Below are 16,049 nucleotides of genomic sequence, written 5' to 3'. Positions count from 1 at the left end.
TTTACTAATCGCTTTTGGAGCCAGGTCGTGCCGCAGGAATAGGCGATACCTCAAGCTTGACATCAGCACACTGAGCCCGATGACGCAATGCATGATCCATAAGGACTAAAGCCAGCATCGCTTCAGCGATTGGGGTTGCTCGTATACCAACACAAGGATCATGACGTCCCTTAGTTTGAACAGTCATGGGCTTACCATGGAGATCAATGGATTGTTTAGGGCTCATGATGCTGGAAGTTGGTTTGATCGCAATCGATACTCGCAGGTCTTGACCAGTGCTGATGCCACCCAATGTACCGCCGGCATGATTGCTAGCAAAGCCATCAGGAAATAATTCATCACCATGTTCACTGCCGCGCTGCGCCACTGACTGAAAGCCAGAACCAATTTCAACTCCCTTAACAGCATTGATCCCCATCATGGCATGGGCAATATCTGCATCAAGCTTATCAAACAAGGGCTCTCCAAGACCGATAGGTACATTACGAGCACGCACCTCAATTCGAGCCCCACAAGAATCTCCTGCTTTGCGCAGTTCATCCATATAAGTCTCTAATTGCGGAATGATCTTGGCATTCGCAGCAAAAAAAGGATTTTGTTCAATCTGTGCAATATCCTCAAACGGAATTACGATGTCGCCGAGTTGGCTCATATAGCCGTAAAACTCTGTACCATATTGCTGCTGCAACCATTTTTTTGCAATAGCTGCAGCTGCCACTACAGGCGCTGTGAGACGAGCTGAAGAACGACCGCCACCACGTGGATCACGCAGTCCATATTTATGGTGATAGGCATAGTCAGCATGACCAGGTCGGAATGTTTGCAATATATCGCCGTAGTCTTGACTCCGTTGGTCGGTATTGCGTATCAATAGACCAATGGGCGCACCGGTCGTTTTGCCTTCAAAAACACCCGACAAAATCTCAACCCTATCTTCTTCTTTGCGTTGAGTGACGTGACGAGAGGTGCCAGGCCTACGACGATCTAGGTCAGTTTGTAGATCAGCCTCACTCAAAAGCATGCCGGGAGGGCAACCATCAACCACAGCACCGATCGCGGGACCGTGTGATTCACCAAAAGTGGTAACAGTAAAAAGAAGGCCTAAAGTATTTCCTGACATACCCACATTATGTCATTTGTCCTGAATATTCGACTAGAAATCCTTAATTAGCGGCCTTTTCAGTATCTTCTGGCCAGTCGCGAATATAGGCCTTGAGCATCGAGTTCTCGAAGTCTTGAGCTTCTACAACAGATTTTGCTACATCATAAAAAGAGATCACACCCATCAACATCTTTTGATCAACTACTGGCAGGTAACGAGCATGATCAACTAACATCATGCGACGCACTTCGTCGATTTCAGTTTCCATATTGCAGGTCAAAGGCTTCTGATTCATTACTGCATTGACTTGCAAATCATCTAATTTGCCATGATGGCTTGCTAATGCTGCAATCACTTCACGAAAAGTGAGGATCCCAACTAGCTTGTCATACTCCATCACAACCAAAGAGCCAATGTCATGCTCGCTCATGATCAGCACTGCCGTTTGCAATGCAGTCTCGGGAGCAACGGTAAATAAAGTGCCGCCCTTCACACGCAGAATGTCATGAACTTTCATGTCGTCTCCAAAACAATGAATATCTCAGTTCAATATAGACCCAAGCAAGCACCGAATCAAGATTTATTGTTTATTTTAGTAACGAATAACCCTAATGACGCCACTTCGAATACTCGGCAGATTCGCTACTAGGACGGCTCCAGCCAAGGTAATCCACCAAGTTAGGTAGATCCAAAGTAAGGCTAGCGGGAAGATAGCAAAGGCCCCATAGACCGTTTTATAAAAAGCGGTATGGGTTAAAAAGACTGCAAATCCAAACTTCATGATTTCAAAGCTGAGGGCGGCAAAGAAGGCACCAAAGATGGCATCTTTCCAAAAAATTTGAGAATACGGCAGGATCTTGTAAACAACCGTATAAACCAAGACAGCCAACAATAGTGGTGTCACGGTAGCGATGAGACGAAAACCAATGGAGACTGCCTCCGTCCAGCCCTGAGAAGCGCTGAATAAGACGCCACTTAAGTAAATACCTAGTCCTAATAATATGGGGCCCAAAATGGTCGCAGCCCCATAAATCACAATCTTTTTATGAAGTGGGCGATTTTTTTGTACCTTGAAGATTTGATTAAATGCCCCTTCAATGACTGACAAAGTCATGATGGCAGTAATAAATAAGCCAGCTAAACCCAAAAGAGTTAAGCCCCTGGCTTGCGCAGAAAACTGATCCAAGTAAATAAAGAACTGTTGATTAATCCCGCCCGGCATATAAGTATCTAATAACCAAGTCTTAAAGGCATTTTTAATCTGAATCACCTTGGGTAAATAGCCAATCAGCATGGTTGCAATCGTGACCATAGGAACTAGGGAGAGAATCGTTGTGTAGGCCAAGCTGGCTGCGATTTGGTTCAGTTTTTGGTCTCGATTACCCTCCCAGATCTCTTTAGCAAGAGAGAGCCATAATTGGGGGTTACGAAAAAGGCGCATCGCCGTATCATAAGAGAATATGAACCAACACGATATTTTAGTTTTGTACTACTCCCGCTATGGGGCAACCAGAGATTTAGCGCGACTCATTGCCGAGGGTATTGAAAGCATTCCTGGGGTCAATGCTCGTCTCAGAACGGTTCCTCCAGTTTCCACCGTTTGCGAGTCTAGCGAACCTTCGATCCCAACCGAAGGCGCCCCCTATGTTGAGTATTCTGATTTACAAGAATGCATTGGATTGGCACTCGGTTCGCCTACCCGTTTTGGCAATATGGCCGCTCCCATGAAATACTTTTGGGATGGCAGCTCTTCCCAATGGTTAAGTGGTGCACTCATCGGTAAACCAGCTTGCGTCTTTACCAGTACCGGCAGCATGCATGGCGGACAAGAAAGCACTCTGTTAACGATGATGATTCCCCTGCTTCATCACGGCATGATGATTCTTGGTTTACCTTATAGCGAATCCGATTTAATGTCCTCTGCCACAGGTGGAAGCCCCTATGGCGTGACTCATCTTGCCCATGCTGATGGGAATGCTCCGATTAGTCCTGAAGAACAACGCTTAGCAAAAGCGCAAGGTAAACGTCTCGCACAAACCGCACTAAAGCTGATCAAGACTTAATTCATGATGAATAAGAAAATTCTGGATAAAAATCCCTATCAATTAATTGCTACCGCTGCATTTATTGATTTGTTCATTTTGTGTGTTGCTTGGGAGTGGTTTATCTCGCCCCTGCGACCTGGTGGCTCTTGGCTGATTCTGAAAGGCATCCCATTGCTATTTGCCATTCCAGGCCTCTGGAAAGGTCAGGTTTACACCATGCAATGGGCTTCCATGTTGATCTTGCTCTACATCACCGAAGGCTTAGTTCGCATCCTCGAAACTGGTGCCAATTTTTGGATGGCTGTCTTAGAAACTCTATTAGCAACGATTGGTTTCATTTGCCTGTTAATGTATTTAAAGCCCATTAAAAAAGAAGCGAAGAGCTTAGCTAAACAAAAGTTACAAGCAGCGCAAAAATGAATCAGATCCTTGGCGAGCTCCATCAAATTCTGGAGCAGAAATTTATTCTGACCGCAGATCAAGATAAGGCACCTTATCTCACTGATTGGCGCAAGCGTTACACGGGCAGAGCCTTGGCCGTGGTCTTACCTAAAACAGCCCAAGAAGTAGCCAAGATTGTGCAACTGTGTGCAGCCAACCAAATTGCTGTGGTTCCCCAAGGTGGTCATACTGGATTTTGTGGGGGCGCTACGCCAGATGACTCTGGTAAACAGATTGTGCTCAACTTAAAGCGTATGAATACCATTCGAGAAATTGATGTTGCTAACCAAACGATTACTCTTGAAGCAGGTTGTATTTTGCAAGCGGTTCAGGAAAAAGCTGCCGAGCAAGACTTCTTATTTCCTTTGAGCTTAGGGGCAGAAGGTAGCTGCATGATTGGCGGTAATTTAGCTACCAATGCTGGTGGCACTAACGTGCTGCGTTATGGCAATACCCGCGATCTGTGCCTTGGTCTCGAGGTAGTAACCGCGCAAGGTGAAATTTGGAATGGCTTAAAAGGTTTACGCAAAGACAATACTGGATACGATTTACGAGACCTCTTTATTGGCTCTGAGGGTACTTTAGGCATTATTACCGCCGCTGTCATGAAGTTATACCCGCTGCCAATCTCTCAATGGACAACCTTAGTGGCAGCTAATAGCGTTGCCTCCACCATTGCTCTATTAAATTTATTTCAAAAGCGTGCCACTTCCCTTTTGACTGGTTTTGAGATGATGACCCAAGAATCCTTGGCCCTCAATGAAAAGCATTTTCCGCAAATGGCAAATCCCCTAAAGGGAAATCCACCCTACACCATCTTGATTGAATTATCAGATAATGAGAGTGAAGCCCATGTGAGGCAACTGCTAGAAACTATCCTGGAAGAGGCATTTGAGGCAGGATTGATTACCGATGCCGTGATTGCAAATAGTCTAGCTCAGGCCAATACCTTCTGGCAGATGCGAGAGCACATCACCCTCGCTCAGGCTCAAGAAGGCGCCAACCTCAAACATGACATCACCATTCCGCTTTCAGCCTTGGAAAGCTTTATTCAGGAAACAGATACTTTGATGCGCTTGAAATACCCGGGGGTCAGAATTATCAATTTTGGCCACTTAGGCGATGGCAACCTTCACTACAACATTGCTCCCCCATTAGGTGCAGACCCAAAGGCATTCAATTTGGTCAATGAAAAGCCGATTCATGAGTTGATCTATGCTCAAGTTGAGCGCTGCCAGGGCTCTATTTCTGCTGAACATGGGGTTGGCCAGCTTAAATTAGATGGTTTGCGGGCTCATAAGGGTGAAGTTGCCCATGACCTGATGAAGACCTTAAAACGGGCTCTGGACCCTCAAAACATCCTCAATCCACATAAAGTCGTGTCTATTTAAGAAATTTCTAATTTTTTAGGAATTTTTTGTATTTTCTGTCATCTAGACTTCTTTCTGATGCGTTGTATGGCCATGGAGGTGACAAATATGTCAACAAGACTCAAACGTTGGGCCCGCGCTATTCAGCAAAATGATGTAACCAAAAGATCGCCTGAAGTGGCTATTGGCTACTTAGACAGCAAATATCGCGATATTGCATGGCGTTACATCCGCATTCTTGGCTTTGAACGTACTATCAGCTTCATGGCTAGCAATAACTTCCATCCAGAATAAGTAACACCTTAAGAAATAAACCTAAATACTTGATGTATTTAGGTTTTTTCTTTTATAGGCCTATATACCCAGAAGATTAATAGGAGCACTGCGAAAGCTGAGCAGGCTCCTGAAAAAAGGAATGCGGTAGTTGGGCTACTAGACTCATACAGCCAACCAAAGATCAAAGAAGCTGGAAGTAGCATGATTCCAGAACTCAAATTGAACCAACCAAAGGCTGTCCCAGTTAATCCGCTAGGTGCTAAATCTGCCACAAGAGCCTTCTCTACCCCTTCGGTTGCTGCCTTAAATAGACCATAAAGCGCGAATAAACCAAAAAGCCAGCCAACTGTCAGGCTGGAGTAGCTCATTCCAGCATAAATCAGGGCATATGCAGCCCAAGCGATGGCTATGAAATATCGACGACTAAATCGATCCGATAGAGCAGAAAGCGGAGTTCCAAAAACAGTCGTTATCAGGGAAATCGTCGCCCAAAGCAAGGGTATTTGCTCTTGAGGCACTCCAAGCTCTCTAGCCCTTAATAGTAAGAACATGTCTGAAGAATTGCTCAATGCAAAAAGGCCAACTACCAATATATAGCGCTTAAATTCAGGGGGTAGACCTGCCATAGACCAGGTAAATTTCAAGGGGGCATCGCCAGCAACCCTCGGAGGCTCTTTTAAGCACAACGCAAGCATTATGGTAACGACCCCGGGAATAATGGCCCAGAAAAAGATCTCACGCAGTGGTACATGTTGCGCAAGCAAGAAGGCTGCCAAGATCGGGCCAACGACCGCACCAGCATTATCCATAGAGCGATGCAAGCCAAAGGTAATGCCTCTCTGATTAGCGGGAACACTTTCCGCTAGAAGCGCATCCCGGGGAGAGCTTCTGAGCCCCTTACCCAGACGGTCAGTAAATCGAATCATCAGGACCACTAGCCATGAATTAGCAAAAGCAATGAGCGGCCTTCCAATGCCAGCGAGAAGATAGCCAAACACAATCCAAGGTTTTGTTTTCTTGGTTCTGTCTACGATGACTCCAGATACCAGTTTGAATAAGCTTGAAGTGGCCTCAGCAATACCTTCAATAATGCCAATCGCTTTAGGCCCTGCCATTAGGACCGAAGCTAAATACAAAGGCATCAAGGGATAGAGCATTTCACTGGCCGAGTCATTCACAAAACTAATGAGGCCTATTAACCAAACAGTCTTGGGTAATGTAGACAGGGTTTTGAACATATCTAGCCAATGTAGCACTATTCAATAGCTTTAGAAATTATTTCCAATAGCGTCACAATTGCTTGAAACTGAGCCTAATAAGACGTAGGATCAGTGATGCATTTGTGAAAATCACACCTAATAGGAAACATCATGAGTCAAAAGAAATTAGTAAAACAGCTGATGAAAAAGCTCGATAAGCTCGAATCTGATCGTGAAAAATTGATTGATAAGTTGGCTAAAGCACTCGATAAATTGGAAAAGAAAGAGGTCACCAAAAAACCCCCTGTAAAAAAGACTGCCGTCAAGAAAACCCCGGTCAAGAAAGCGCCCGTTAAAAAAGCCGCCGCTAAGAAAACGCCTGCACGAAAAGCGCCAGCTAAAAAGAGTTCAGCTTCTCCGCCGGCCTCACCGAGTTCTGCAGCTTAAAGGGTGAGCAAGGACGATAACAATAGTGATCATCATGGTTACTATCGACTTTTACAGATTGAATTAGTCAAACTTCAGCGAGAGATCATTGCAGGTGGTTTGAAACTTTTAGTCATTCTTGAAGGTCGCGATACCGCTGGCAAAGATGGCACGATCAAACGGCTCACAGAAAATCTGAGTCCTCGCGAAACCCACGTTGTTGCTCTTGGAAAACCCTCCTCTCGCGAGGAAGGCGAATGGTATTTCCAACGTTATGTAGCAGAGCTACCTTCTGCTGGTGAATTTGCAATCTTTAATCGTAGTTGGTACAACCGTGCCGGCGTTGAAAAAGTAATGGGATTCTGTACTGAAGCCCAGTACAAACACTTTATGGGCTCAGTGAATGATTTTGAGTCTTTATTGACGGGCTCTAACATTCAAATCATGAAGTACTATTTAGATATTGATAAAAAAGAACAGGCCGATCGGTTAGAAAGTCGTAAGACTGATCCACTGAAGCAATGGAAGGTCAGTCCAATTGATGAGCAAGCTCAAAAGAAATGGGAGGCTTATAGCATTGCCAGAGATCTCATGTTAGAGCAAACCAGCTCGAAAGATGCACCTTGGACTGTGGTGAATGCTAATAGCAAAAAAGAAACTCACCTGAATCTGATCGCCGATCTTCTATCTCGAATGCATTACCACGGCAAAGACGCAAAATTATTATCAGTGAATCCAGAAATAGTGATGCCCTGCCCACCATTAGGTACTAAGGCACCAAAATTAGCCTATTAATTCGTTTGAGTAACTTATTTAGCTACAGGCTTAGTTACAGCTAGAGTTACCCTACTCTTTGAAGAATTTTTTCGCTTCGACTATTAATTCGTCAGGCAATTCTTCTGGGATGTAATGTCCAGAAGTTACGGCTCTGCCTGATACTTCATCTGCGACCTCTTGCCAATCCTCTAGAGGCTTAAAGCATTTATTTACGAGACCATGCTCGCCCCATAAGACATGGATCGGCATTTGTAATTTCTTGCCCGACTCGCGGTCTGCTCGATCATGAACGAGATCAATAGTGGCAGCAGCCCGATAGTCTTCACACATGGCATGCATACTTTGGGGGTTGCTGGCTCCTGCCAAATATTCCGCCCAACGGTCTGGACTAAAAATTCCAGTACCTGCATGGCGACCCATGTGATTTTTTAACCAATACTCGGGGTTTGCGCCAATCAGGGTTTCTGGCACGGGTTCTGGTTGAATGAGGAAAAACCAATGCCAATACCCTTTAGCAAATTCCATAGTGGTGTTTTCATACATGGTTAGTGTTGGGGAAATATCCAAGACCATTAGCTTCTGAATACTGCTGGGATAGTCGATAGCCATGCGATGCGATACTCTTCCGCCACGATCATGCCCCAACAAATAAAACTGCTCGCGACCTAAAGCCTTCATCAAGGCATGCTGATCCGCTGCCATGGAGCGTTTTGAATATGTGGAGTGGTCTGACTTGCCGCGTGGTGCAGATGACCCACCATAACCTCGCAAATCTGAGGCAATGACTGTGTAATGTTTAGCAAGTGCAGGAGCAACTTGCTGCCAAATTGCCTTGGTTTGTGGAAAGCCATGCAATAACAATAGCGCCGGACCACTGCCACCAACTAAGTAAGCAATCTCAATCGGACCATCATCTGATGGAACAGTCATAATCTTTTGGTCGAATGCTGGGAATATGACGCTCATAGTGTAGATACTTATCGATCTGCTGCTGCCTGAATCTCAGCAACAGTTAAGTAGCCTTTATTGCCAGAATCAAGATAGTTAAAGTGATCATAGATACGCGGCATACAACTTTTTGCCTCAACCTGAGTCAATTTGCCATCATGATTGATGTCACACTTAGCAAACCGCTGCGCAATCTCTTGATTGCGGGATGCATCGTCTGCATAACTCAATGCAGGAATGACAGCCAAGGCAGCAACACAAGAAAATATGGAGACATAAGAACGTTTCATAGAAAAGTCTTACTTCCCAGTTGGGGTTGGATTGGCAGAGGTTTCCATGGCAACACGCACTACCTTCTTAGCCATCTCAATAAAGGAGTCTACTGAACCAGAACCAGTTCTAAATGACTCGCCTTGGATGGTAACCAAGCCTTCGCCTAATAATTGCTTAGACAGACTATCGGTAATCTTACTTTCTACCAGTAAGGCAGGAGTTTTGGAGTTCACACCACCAGCATAGGCAGCGGCATTCACTGCCAAGCCAATGGGAGTGAAATTCCAAGGTTGTAGGCTATCAGCTGAATTTTCTGCGCCTGTAATACCAACGGTAATACGGGCAACACCCGGCCCAGGGCTAGTGACAATACGAATATTCCCACGAGAATTAATAGCAGCCACCATCGAGTCTTGCAGAGTAACCTGCGCCTGAGAAATGGCCTCAGCACTAACCTCTCTCGTAGCGCTTTGATTTAAGTAAATGGGATCCAAAATAACCGCGGTATAGCTGGCAGGATTAACGCCTGCAATCCGGTATCGCCAAATCCGAGTATCCGATTGGCTGGTAGCCATTGGCACGAGCAAGGAGTAATTGGGCAAAAAATCTGATCTAGGCATCGGTTCAGAAGCCAGTTTTGGAGTATTGCTACAAGCAAGCAAACCAATAGCAACAAGTGCTGAGGCAATAACGACATTCAATTTACGCATGATGCTTTCTTTTTAGATACAGATTAGTCCGGAGATGGACACGGTAACATACCGCCAGTTTTTTTATGAAGCTGTGGTTTGCAATCGACTTGCGGTGTTACCTGAACTGTAGGGGTCGACTTTGTTGTAGTAGTTGCGATTGGTGTTGCTGCTGTACCTGCATTAGAACTGGTTGGTGGAGCAGCAACGGCTGTAGTTGAACTAGTTGTCGTGGCTCTAGGTGGCTCCAGACCAACAGAGCGATAGAAAGATTTATCCGTACCTGGGCACGGCATGACAGCACCAGTCTTTGGATTAATGACATCTTTACACTGAGGATTCGCCTCAAGCCTAGACTCTAATTTGGCTACAGTACAAGCTGAGAGCATCAACATACCAAGCGTTGTGGCGATGCATAACTTGGTAAATGAATCATTCATTAATAATAGTGTTTTCTTTAGTGATCTAATATTTTTGAGAGGAAGTCTTTTGCACGATGGGATCTCGCATCTGGGTTGCCGAAAAATTCATCTTTGCTGCAATCCTCCAGAATACGCCCTTGATCCATAAAGATCACGCGATTACTGACTTTACGAGCAAAACCCATCTCATGGGTAACGCAGCACATGGTCATTCCTTCATTTGCAAGCTTCACCATAACATCTAAGACCTCACCAACCATTTCAGGATCTAGGGCCGAGGTTGGTTCATCAAAAAGCATCACAATCGGATCCATACTCAAGGCACGTGCAATGGCAACACGCTGTTGTTGACCACCTGAAAGTTGCCCAGGAAACTTATCTTTCTGAGCAGTTAAGCCAACACGCTCGAGATACTTTAAGCCATGCGCATTAGCCTCGTCAGCAGAACGACCAAGCACTTTCATTTGCGCAAGCGTTAAGTTCTCGGTAATGCTCAGGTGCGGAAACAGCTCAAAGTGCTGAAACACCATTCCCACTCTGGCCCGTAACTTTGGTAGATTTGTTTTAGGATCATGCAAGCGCACCCCATCCACAGTAATCTCACCAGCCTGAAAAGGCTCTAGAGCATTCATGGTTTTAATCAAGGTCGATTTACCTGAGCCTGAGGGTCCGCAAATCACAACTACTTCCCCTTTTTGAATATTGGTAGTGCAGTCGGTGAGGACTTGAAAGTCTCCGTACCACTTCGAAACGTTTTGCAGTTCTATCATGAGGATTTAGAAATAGTCAGTATTAAATAAATAAGGGATAAATTACAAATGTATTAACGAATAATCGCCACTTTGGAGTGCACCGCTCTGACTATCTTCGATAGCGAGAAACAAATAATGAAATAGGTAAAGGCAGCTAAGAGATAGGTCTCCATAGGACGACCATAGTTCTTACCGGCAATCTCAAAGCCTTTTAATAAATCATAAGCACCGATGGCATAAACCAAGGAAGTATCCTGAAACAGAATGATGGTCTGCGTCATGAAGACGGGAATCATGTTTCTGAAGGCTTGGGGCAATACGATAAAACGCATATTTTGACCATAGGTCATGCCTAAGGCTTCCGCAGCATATCCTTGACCTTTAGGAACCGACTGAATACCAGCGCGCACAATTTCAGAGAAAAATGCTCCTTCAAAAGCAATGAAAGTGATGGTGGCAGATAAGTCAGCACCGATGGGCCTGCCAATCAACATGGGTATCAACAAAAAGAACCACAAGATCACCATCACCAACGGAATGGAGCGCATGGTATTCACATAAATAGTTGCTGGGTAGACTAAGCTAGGTCTACCAGATAAGCGCATCAAAGCTAAGAAGGTACCAAAGACAATCCCGCCAACGGTCGCAATGACTGTCAGTTGCACACTAAACAGCATGCCTTTCAGGATGTAATTCGTGAAGAGTTCCCAGTTATAAAAACTGAGGTCTAGACTGAGCATAAAACCACCATGAAATGATTCATAGCATTCATTTAATGTGCTGCCACTTCTGTATTAGCAACAATGAAGCCAGGAATGCGAGAGCGCTTTTCAATATAGGTCATCACACGATTTACTGCGAATGCCGATAAAGCATAGAGCAAGGTTACGGCTAAATAGATTTCAACTCCATGCGAAGTTTCTTCTTGAGCCTGCATGGCAAATAGTGTGAGTTCTGGTACCGAAACCGCAAACGCTACTGATGAGTTTTTGATGAGATTCATGCTCTCAGAAGTAAGAGGTGGAATCACTATGCGCAATGCCATTGGCAAAATAATATAGCGATAGCTTTGAAAGGTAGTTAAACCCAAAGCAGTTGCTGCTGCTTTCTGACCGGAGGGAAGTGACTGAATGCCTGCCCTAACCTGCTCTGCAATCCGTGCAGAAGTAAAGAAGCCTAAAGCAATACTGACTAATAGATAAGATGGAAATGCTTTTAAAGGCTGAAAGAAGGCTGGTATCACGTGATACCAAAGAAATACTTGAACCAAAATAGGAATGTTTCTAAAGAGTTCTACCCATGCGGTAGAAAAGCGTATCAAGAAACGGTTCAATGTCGTTTCTGTGGGTAAGGTACGTAAGGTGCCCATGACAGCACCAAGTGACATAGCGATGACTAGACTAAGAGCGGCGACAGCCAGTGTCCAGCCCCAAGCCTTCATGAGCCAGTCTAAATAACTGGGATCAGCGTTTTGACCAATACCTAATAAAGCGGAGAAGCAGTGATCAACTACTTCTCCGTCTAAGGTACTTTTACAAAAGATTCCTAAATCCATAAATCCGATCGCATAAACATTAAAGCATTCAGATTAATTAACTTGCGATCTCAATTATTTATTGTAATCTTCTGCCGGTTTGTCGTTCAAGTTTGCCCAAGCATTCTTGGTTGCTGGAGACAGCTCAAGACCTACTACGATATTTTTCGGTGGAATTGGTGACAAGAACCACTTGTTCCATAAGCCAGGCATTTTGCCGTTTGCAACAATCTTTGCAATTGCTGCGTTTACAGCGGCCTTAAATTCTGGATCGTCTTTACGAACCATGATGGCGATAGGCTCTGTACTCAATACTTCACCAACGATCTTGTAATCTTTTGGATTCTTCGAGTTAGCAATGTTGCCGGCCAAAATTGAACCATCCATCACGAATGCATCAGCGCGGCCAGACTCAAGCAATAAGAAGCTATCCGCATGGTCTTTACCAAACACCTCATCAAAGTTCACGCCATTGGCTTTTTCATGCTTACGGAGCAACTGAACAGAGGTTGTACCGGTAGTAGTAGCTACTTTCTTGTTAGCTAATTGAGAAATAGAAGTAATGCCGGAATTTGCTTTCACAGCAATCCTGACTTCTTCTATATATAAAGTGTTCGCAAAGCCCACATCCTTAGCGCGATTAGAATTATTAGTAGTTGAGCCACACTCAATATCAACAGTGCCGTTTTGCACTAAAGGCACACGGTTTTGGGAAGTCACTGGCTGATAATTAATACGCAAAGTGCTCAGGCCAAGCTTATCTTTGATATCACCCAAAATCATGCGGCACACTTCCACATGGTAACCATCAAAGCGGCTATCGCCAGTCGTATAGGACATTGGGATAGAGGATTCGCGCACACCCATCGTGACAGCGCCAGTAGATTTAATTTTGTCCATCGTCGCGCTTGCAGCGTGAACGCTCATGGTGCTTATGAATAGCCCAGCAATCAGGCCAGCTTTAATTAAGGACTTGTTCTTCATCGTTTTCTCCAGTCGTTTACTTCTATATATTTGGTAAAAATACTCACATCTGCATTTATAGCAAATTTATGATGGCTATATGGGTATTAAGGCCTTATCTTGCGCTTTTTATTCAAAAATTCAGCACTAACATAGGTAAAACTAAGGGTAATGGAGGATCTACCCTTCCCAGCACGATTCGAATGCATGGCCCATGCCTTAGCCAGGATAAATTCTATGAAACATTGCTGAAAAAAGCATTTCCAATGCCGAGTATCTGGCACTGATGTTTCTACCAGTCGACGTGGTTAGCAAAAATGGTGATTTATCTAGAAAACCGAGACCTGTAAGATCAAGCTGATTGGTTTTGCTCTACATAACGGTAAATAGCAGTATGGTCTTCATCGTCACCCAAAAATTCAAGAGCATTTCTCCAGGCATTTAAAGAAGCTTCACCCAATTCCATCGAGGAGTTAACCGCTGAACCAAGTTGGTTAGCAATAGTAATGTCTTTGAGCATAAGCTTAGCTGTAAAGCCAGCACTAAATGCACCGTTCAACATAAATTGCTTTGCCTTATTTTCTGTAGCGTTACTTTTACCGGACGAGGAATTAAATACATCAACCATCTTATTTGGATCAAGACCAAACCGTTTGCCAATGATTAAAGCTTCTGCTACAGAAAGGGTTGTAATGGCAGATAAGTAATTATTTAGAGCTTTTATTGCGTGACCAGAACCGGGGTCGCCAACATGAAAAATATTTTTACCTAAGTTCTCTAAGATTGGCTGCACATCTGCAAAAGCCTCGAGAGTTCCTCCAACCATGATTGCAAGAGAACCATCAATCGCCCTCTTTACCCCACCTGACACGGGAGCATCTAAATAAATTAAATTCATTTTTGTTAAGCTTGCCCCTAACTCTCGGGAACGCATGGGCTCAGAACTACTCATATCGATGATGATGCTGCCGGGCTTTAATTTAGAGGCAACTCCAGGGGAATTATCTACGCCTAAAATTACGCTCTCAACAATCCCAGAATCAGGCAACATCGTTATAACAACATCAATTAAGCTCAAATCATCTGAGGGCAATAGGGCTTTCGCATCTATTTGATTACAGTAATTCTTGACTGTCTCTCGATTAGTATCATGGACAAATAATGGGTAGTGCGCCTGAATCAAACGATGGGCCATTGGTTGGCCCATCATCCCCAAGCCAATAAATAAAATATTAGGTTTATCTTTTTTTAACATTTATTAGATGCCCATTTCCTTAAACACCTCTTTAGCTGCCTTGAAACTACCTAATCCTGCAGGCATTCCGCAATAGACAGCGACTTGCAAAAATATTTCACAAATTTCATCCTTACTCACACCATTATTAATGGCTCCACGAACATGAGCCTTAAGCTCTTCATTACGATTTAGAGCAGCAATCATAGAAAGATTCAACATACTGCGTGTTTTACGATCAATTCCAGGGCGACTCCATACCTCACCCCAGCAAAATTCTGTCACCAATTTTTGCATAGGCATGCTGAATTCATCGGCATTTTTTAATGCAACATCAACGTAGGCGTCACCAACAACTTCACGACGTATTTTTAGCCCTTTTTCGTATAAATCAGTATTCACCCTAGCTCCTTAATCAAAAAAATCAGTATATTGATACATCATTCATATGATAGATTAGAACGATTAAAGGGCTGAAATGAAATTACGAAATCGTACCGTTTTATTAATATCCTTCTTCATTGTTGATCTATTCGGGCTTAACCTTGCTCAGGCTCAATATCCAGATCGCCCGATAAGAATCATCGTGCCATTTGCGCCTGGTGGTGGTGTTGATGCCCTTGCTAGGCCTTTTGCAAAAGAATTGTCTGAGATTCTTAAGCAAAATGTCATAGTTGAGAACAAGCCGAGTGCAAGCGGTCAAATCGGAAATACTGAGGTTGCTCGTGCTAAACCTGATGGCTATACACTCCTTTTCACCTCAGCAGCATATGCAATTGCTCCTGCTTTTAACCCAAAACTGCCATACGATACTTTAAAAGACCTAGATCCAATTTCTATTTTGGCGTCCAACCCTCTAGTCTTGGTTGCCTCAAATAGTTTCAAAGGAAATTCTGTTGGAGATATGGTGAGAATGGCAAAAGCAAATTCACAAATTAATTTTGCGCAACCTGGAAATGCAGGAATTCATTACCTAGCCTCTGTAATGATGGCATCGACTGCTGGCGTTAAGTTCAATAACATTGCATATAAAGGTGCGGGTGCAGCATTTCCCGATCTTATCAGTGGCCAGGTAGATGTAATGTTTGATAACCCAGGATCCTCATTAACTTTTGTTAAAGGAGGTAAATTAAGGCTAATCGCTACCACTGGCTTAAAGCGCTCTCCAATTTCGCCCGACACCCCGACTGTATCTGAAACGCTCCCTGGCTTTAATGCTTCTAATTGGTTTGTATTGGCAGCACCTTCTAATACTCCAGTCGTAATACTTGATAAATTACAAGCATCTAGCGCTCAAGCAATGCGCACTGAGAGTATGGAGAAATTAATGGAGCGTGATGGGATACAAACGATAGCTAATTCACGTGCTGAAGCAAATGTTTTTGTTAGAGGCGAGCTAACCAAGTGGTCAAATGTGATTAAAGAAAATAACTTACAGGCTGATTAGCGACTAGTCACTATAAATATCGCCTGTCCTACCCGAGACATAGTTTACGTTTTATACCGGACACATACTTTACAGTTTTTGGCATAGGAGGGACCACTCTATGCCGTGGAATGAAAGTACGAAGATGGATGAAAAGCTCAAATTTGTGTCG

The 16,049-nt window shown here is 44.0% G+C and carries 21 protein-coding genes; 7 read left to right on the top strand and 14 right to left on the bottom strand.

Annotated elements, in window-relative coordinates; translation table 11 throughout:
- Positions 1 to 4: 4 nt before the first annotated feature.
- The 3 genes from aroC to VC178_RS10425 form a co-directional block, all read right to left on the bottom strand.
- On the bottom strand, positions 5 to 1,120 hold the full coding sequence (gene aroC / locus VC178_RS10435; protein WP_323482484.1) for a chorismate synthase: 1,116 nt from the start codon (positions 1,118 to 1,120) through the stop codon (positions 5 to 7).
- 43 nt (positions 1,121 to 1,163) lie between these two features.
- Positions 1,164 to 1,619: a CBS domain-containing protein gene (locus VC178_RS10430; RefSeq protein ID WP_215297111.1), complete on the bottom strand. Its 456-nt coding sequence runs from the start codon at positions 1,617 to 1,619 to the stop codon at positions 1,164 to 1,166.
- Between the two features lie 75 nt (positions 1,620 to 1,694).
- Complete coding sequence (locus tag VC178_RS10425) at positions 1,695 to 2,543, bottom strand: YhjD/YihY/BrkB family envelope integrity protein (RefSeq protein WP_323482483.1); 849 nt, start codon at positions 2,541 to 2,543, stop codon at positions 1,695 to 1,697.
- Positions 2,544 to 2,562: 19 nt separating this feature from the next.
- Between VC178_RS10425 and wrbA the strand changes: the two genes are divergently transcribed.
- The 4 genes from wrbA (at position 2,563) to VC178_RS10405 (ending at position 5,252) form a co-directional block, all read left to right on the top strand.
- On the top strand, positions 2,563 to 3,165 hold the full coding sequence (wrbA, locus tag VC178_RS10420) for an NAD(P)H:quinone oxidoreductase (RefSeq protein WP_323482482.1): 603 nt from the start codon (positions 2,563 to 2,565) through the stop codon (positions 3,163 to 3,165).
- A gap of 3 nt (positions 3,166 to 3,168) precedes the next feature.
- Positions 3,169 to 3,567 carry a DUF2069 domain-containing protein gene (locus VC178_RS10415; RefSeq protein ID WP_416350554.1) on the top strand — a complete coding sequence of 133 codons (399 nt, stop codon included), beginning with the start codon at positions 3,169 to 3,171 and terminating at the stop codon, positions 3,565 to 3,567.
- Positions 3,564 to 4,979, top strand: coding sequence for an FAD-binding oxidoreductase (locus VC178_RS10410; RefSeq protein ID WP_323482481.1), 1,416 nt, complete (start codon positions 3,564 to 3,566; stop codon positions 4,977 to 4,979). Before VC178_RS10415 ends, VC178_RS10410 begins: the two co-directional genes overlap by 4 nt.
- 87 nt (positions 4,980 to 5,066) lie before the next feature.
- The gene (locus VC178_RS10405) at positions 5,067 to 5,252 is read left to right on the top strand and encodes a hypothetical protein (RefSeq protein WP_323482480.1); all 186 of its coding nucleotides are present in this window, start codon (positions 5,067 to 5,069) and stop codon (positions 5,250 to 5,252) included.
- Between the two features lie 38 nt (positions 5,253 to 5,290).
- Here the strand turns inward: VC178_RS10405 and VC178_RS10400 are convergent, their stop codons facing one another.
- Entirely contained in the window at positions 5,291 to 6,472 is a 1,182-nt protein-coding gene (locus VC178_RS10400; RefSeq protein WP_323482479.1) for an MFS transporter, read from the bottom strand.
- 132 nt (positions 6,473 to 6,604) lie between these two features.
- Here VC178_RS10400 and VC178_RS10395 point away from each other — a divergent pair, with 132 nt between their 5' ends.
- Together VC178_RS10395 and ppk2 are read left to right on the top strand one after the other, a co-directional pair.
- Positions 6,605 to 6,880 (top strand): serine/threonine protein kinase, encoded by a 276-nt coding sequence (locus tag VC178_RS10395; protein WP_215320604.1) that lies wholly within the window; start codon positions 6,605 to 6,607, stop codon positions 6,878 to 6,880.
- 3 nt (positions 6,881 to 6,883) lie between these two features.
- A complete protein-coding gene (ppk2, locus tag VC178_RS10390) occupies positions 6,884 to 7,654 on the top strand; it encodes a polyphosphate kinase 2 (RefSeq protein ID WP_215297098.1) in 771 nt (256 codons plus the stop codon).
- Positions 7,655 to 7,705: 51 nt separating this feature from the next.
- On the opposite strand, the gene VC178_RS10385 is transcribed toward ppk2, so the two are convergent.
- From VC178_RS10385 to VC178_RS10340, 10 genes are all read right to left on the bottom strand, one after another.
- Positions 7,706 to 8,602, bottom strand: a complete 897-nt coding sequence (locus VC178_RS10385; protein ID WP_323482478.1) for an alpha/beta hydrolase — start codon at positions 8,600 to 8,602, stop codon at positions 7,706 to 7,708.
- 11 nt (positions 8,603 to 8,613) lie between these two features.
- The gene (locus VC178_RS10380; protein ID WP_323482477.1) at positions 8,614 to 8,874 is read right to left on the bottom strand and encodes a hypothetical protein; all 261 of its coding nucleotides are present in this window, start codon (positions 8,872 to 8,874) and stop codon (positions 8,614 to 8,616) included.
- A gap of 9 nt (positions 8,875 to 8,883) precedes the next feature.
- Positions 8,884 to 9,567 (bottom strand): DUF3313 domain-containing protein, encoded by a 684-nt coding sequence (locus VC178_RS10375; protein ID WP_323482476.1) that lies wholly within the window; start codon positions 9,565 to 9,567, stop codon positions 8,884 to 8,886.
- Between the two features lie 23 nt (positions 9,568 to 9,590).
- Positions 9,591 to 9,986, bottom strand: coding sequence for a hypothetical protein (locus tag VC178_RS10370; RefSeq protein WP_323482475.1), 396 nt, complete (start codon positions 9,984 to 9,986; stop codon positions 9,591 to 9,593).
- Between the two features lie 17 nt (positions 9,987 to 10,003).
- Entirely contained in the window at positions 10,004 to 10,738 is a 735-nt protein-coding gene (locus tag VC178_RS10365) for an amino acid ABC transporter ATP-binding protein (RefSeq protein WP_323482474.1), read from the bottom strand.
- Positions 10,739 to 10,791: 53 nt separating this feature from the next.
- Positions 10,792 to 11,460, bottom strand: a complete 669-nt coding sequence (locus VC178_RS10360; protein WP_215297089.1) for an amino acid ABC transporter permease — start codon at positions 11,458 to 11,460, stop codon at positions 10,792 to 10,794.
- A 32-nt stretch (positions 11,461 to 11,492) separates the two neighbouring features.
- On the bottom strand, positions 11,493 to 12,275 hold the full coding sequence (locus VC178_RS10355) for an amino acid ABC transporter permease (RefSeq protein WP_323482473.1): 783 nt from the start codon (positions 12,273 to 12,275) through the stop codon (positions 11,493 to 11,495).
- Between the two features lie 54 nt (positions 12,276 to 12,329).
- Complete coding sequence (locus VC178_RS10350; protein WP_323482472.1) at positions 12,330 to 13,238, bottom strand: amino acid ABC transporter substrate-binding protein; 909 nt, start codon at positions 13,236 to 13,238, stop codon at positions 12,330 to 12,332.
- Positions 13,239 to 13,569: 331 nt separating this feature from the next.
- On the bottom strand, positions 13,570 to 14,472 hold the full coding sequence (locus VC178_RS10345) for an NAD(P)-dependent oxidoreductase (RefSeq protein ID WP_323482471.1): 903 nt from the start codon (positions 14,470 to 14,472) through the stop codon (positions 13,570 to 13,572).
- A gap of 3 nt (positions 14,473 to 14,475) precedes the next feature.
- A complete protein-coding gene (locus tag VC178_RS10340) occupies positions 14,476 to 14,853 on the bottom strand; it encodes a carboxymuconolactone decarboxylase family protein (protein WP_323482470.1) in 378 nt (125 codons plus the stop codon).
- A gap of 76 nt (positions 14,854 to 14,929) precedes the next feature.
- Here VC178_RS10340 and VC178_RS10335 point away from each other — a divergent pair, with 76 nt between their 5' ends.
- The gene (locus tag VC178_RS10335) at positions 14,930 to 15,898 is read left to right on the top strand and encodes a tripartite tricarboxylate transporter substrate binding protein (protein ID WP_323482469.1); all 969 of its coding nucleotides are present in this window, start codon (positions 14,930 to 14,932) and stop codon (positions 15,896 to 15,898) included.
- Positions 15,899 to 16,049: the final 151 nt, after the last annotated feature.

Source organism: Polynucleobacter sp. AP-Sanab-80-C2 (genome assembly GCF_035012965.1).
Classification (GTDB): Bacteria; Pseudomonadota; Gammaproteobacteria; order Burkholderiales; family Burkholderiaceae; genus Polynucleobacter.
The sequence above is the reverse complement of the archived record's forward strand: the minus strand, read 5'-3'. Positions and strand labels throughout refer to the sequence as shown.

Coding starts and splice junctions, on each gene's coding strand:
- aroC (WP_323482484.1), bottom strand. CDS start 1,120: ATGTCAGGAAATACTTTAGGCCTTCTTTTTACTGTTACCACTTTTGGT.
- VC178_RS10430 (WP_215297111.1), bottom strand. CDS start 1,619: ATGAAAGTTCATGACATTCTGCGTGTGAAGGGCGGCACTTTATTTACC.
- VC178_RS10425 (WP_323482483.1), bottom strand. CDS start 2,543: ATGCGCCTTTTTCGTAACCCCCAATTATGGCTCTCTCTTGCTAAAGAG.
- wrbA (WP_323482482.1), top strand. CDS start 2,563: ATGAACCAACACGATATTTTAGTTTTGTACTACTCCCGCTATGGGGCA.
- VC178_RS10415 (WP_416350554.1), top strand. CDS start 3,169: ATGATGAATAAGAAAATTCTGGATAAAAATCCCTATCAATTAATTGCT.
- VC178_RS10410 (WP_323482481.1), top strand. CDS start 3,564: ATGAATCAGATCCTTGGCGAGCTCCATCAAATTCTGGAGCAGAAATTT.
- VC178_RS10405 (WP_323482480.1), top strand. CDS start 5,067: ATGTCAACAAGACTCAAACGTTGGGCCCGCGCTATTCAGCAAAATGAT.
- VC178_RS10400 (WP_323482479.1), bottom strand. CDS start 6,472: ATGTTCAAAACCCTGTCTACATTACCCAAGACTGTTTGGTTAATAGGC.
- VC178_RS10395 (WP_215320604.1), top strand. CDS start 6,605: ATGAGTCAAAAGAAATTAGTAAAACAGCTGATGAAAAAGCTCGATAAG.
- VC178_RS10385 (WP_323482478.1), bottom strand. CDS start 8,602: ATGAGCGTCATATTCCCAGCATTCGACCAAAAGATTATGACTGTTCCA.
- VC178_RS10380 (WP_323482477.1), bottom strand. CDS start 8,874: ATGAAACGTTCTTATGTCTCCATATTTTCTTGTGTTGCTGCCTTGGCT.
- VC178_RS10375 (WP_323482476.1), bottom strand. CDS start 9,567: ATGCGTAAATTGAATGTCGTTATTGCCTCAGCACTTGTTGCTATTGGT.
- VC178_RS10370 (WP_323482475.1), bottom strand. CDS start 9,986: ATGAATGATTCATTTACCAAGTTATGCATCGCCACAACGCTTGGTATG.
- VC178_RS10365 (WP_323482474.1), bottom strand. CDS start 10,738: ATGATAGAACTGCAAAACGTTTCGAAGTGGTACGGAGACTTTCAAGTC.
- VC178_RS10360 (WP_215297089.1), bottom strand. CDS start 11,460: ATGCTCAGTCTAGACCTCAGTTTTTATAACTGGGAACTCTTCACGAAT.
- VC178_RS10355 (WP_323482473.1), bottom strand. CDS start 12,275: ATGGATTTAGGAATCTTTTGTAAAAGTACCTTAGACGGAGAAGTAGTT.
- VC178_RS10350 (WP_323482472.1), bottom strand. CDS start 13,238: ATGAAGAACAAGTCCTTAATTAAAGCTGGCCTGATTGCTGGGCTATTC.
- VC178_RS10345 (WP_323482471.1), bottom strand. CDS start 14,472: ATGTTAAAAAAAGATAAACCTAATATTTTATTTATTGGCTTGGGGATG.
- VC178_RS10335 (WP_323482469.1), top strand. CDS start 14,930: ATGAAATTACGAAATCGTACCGTTTTATTAATATCCTTCTTCATTGTT.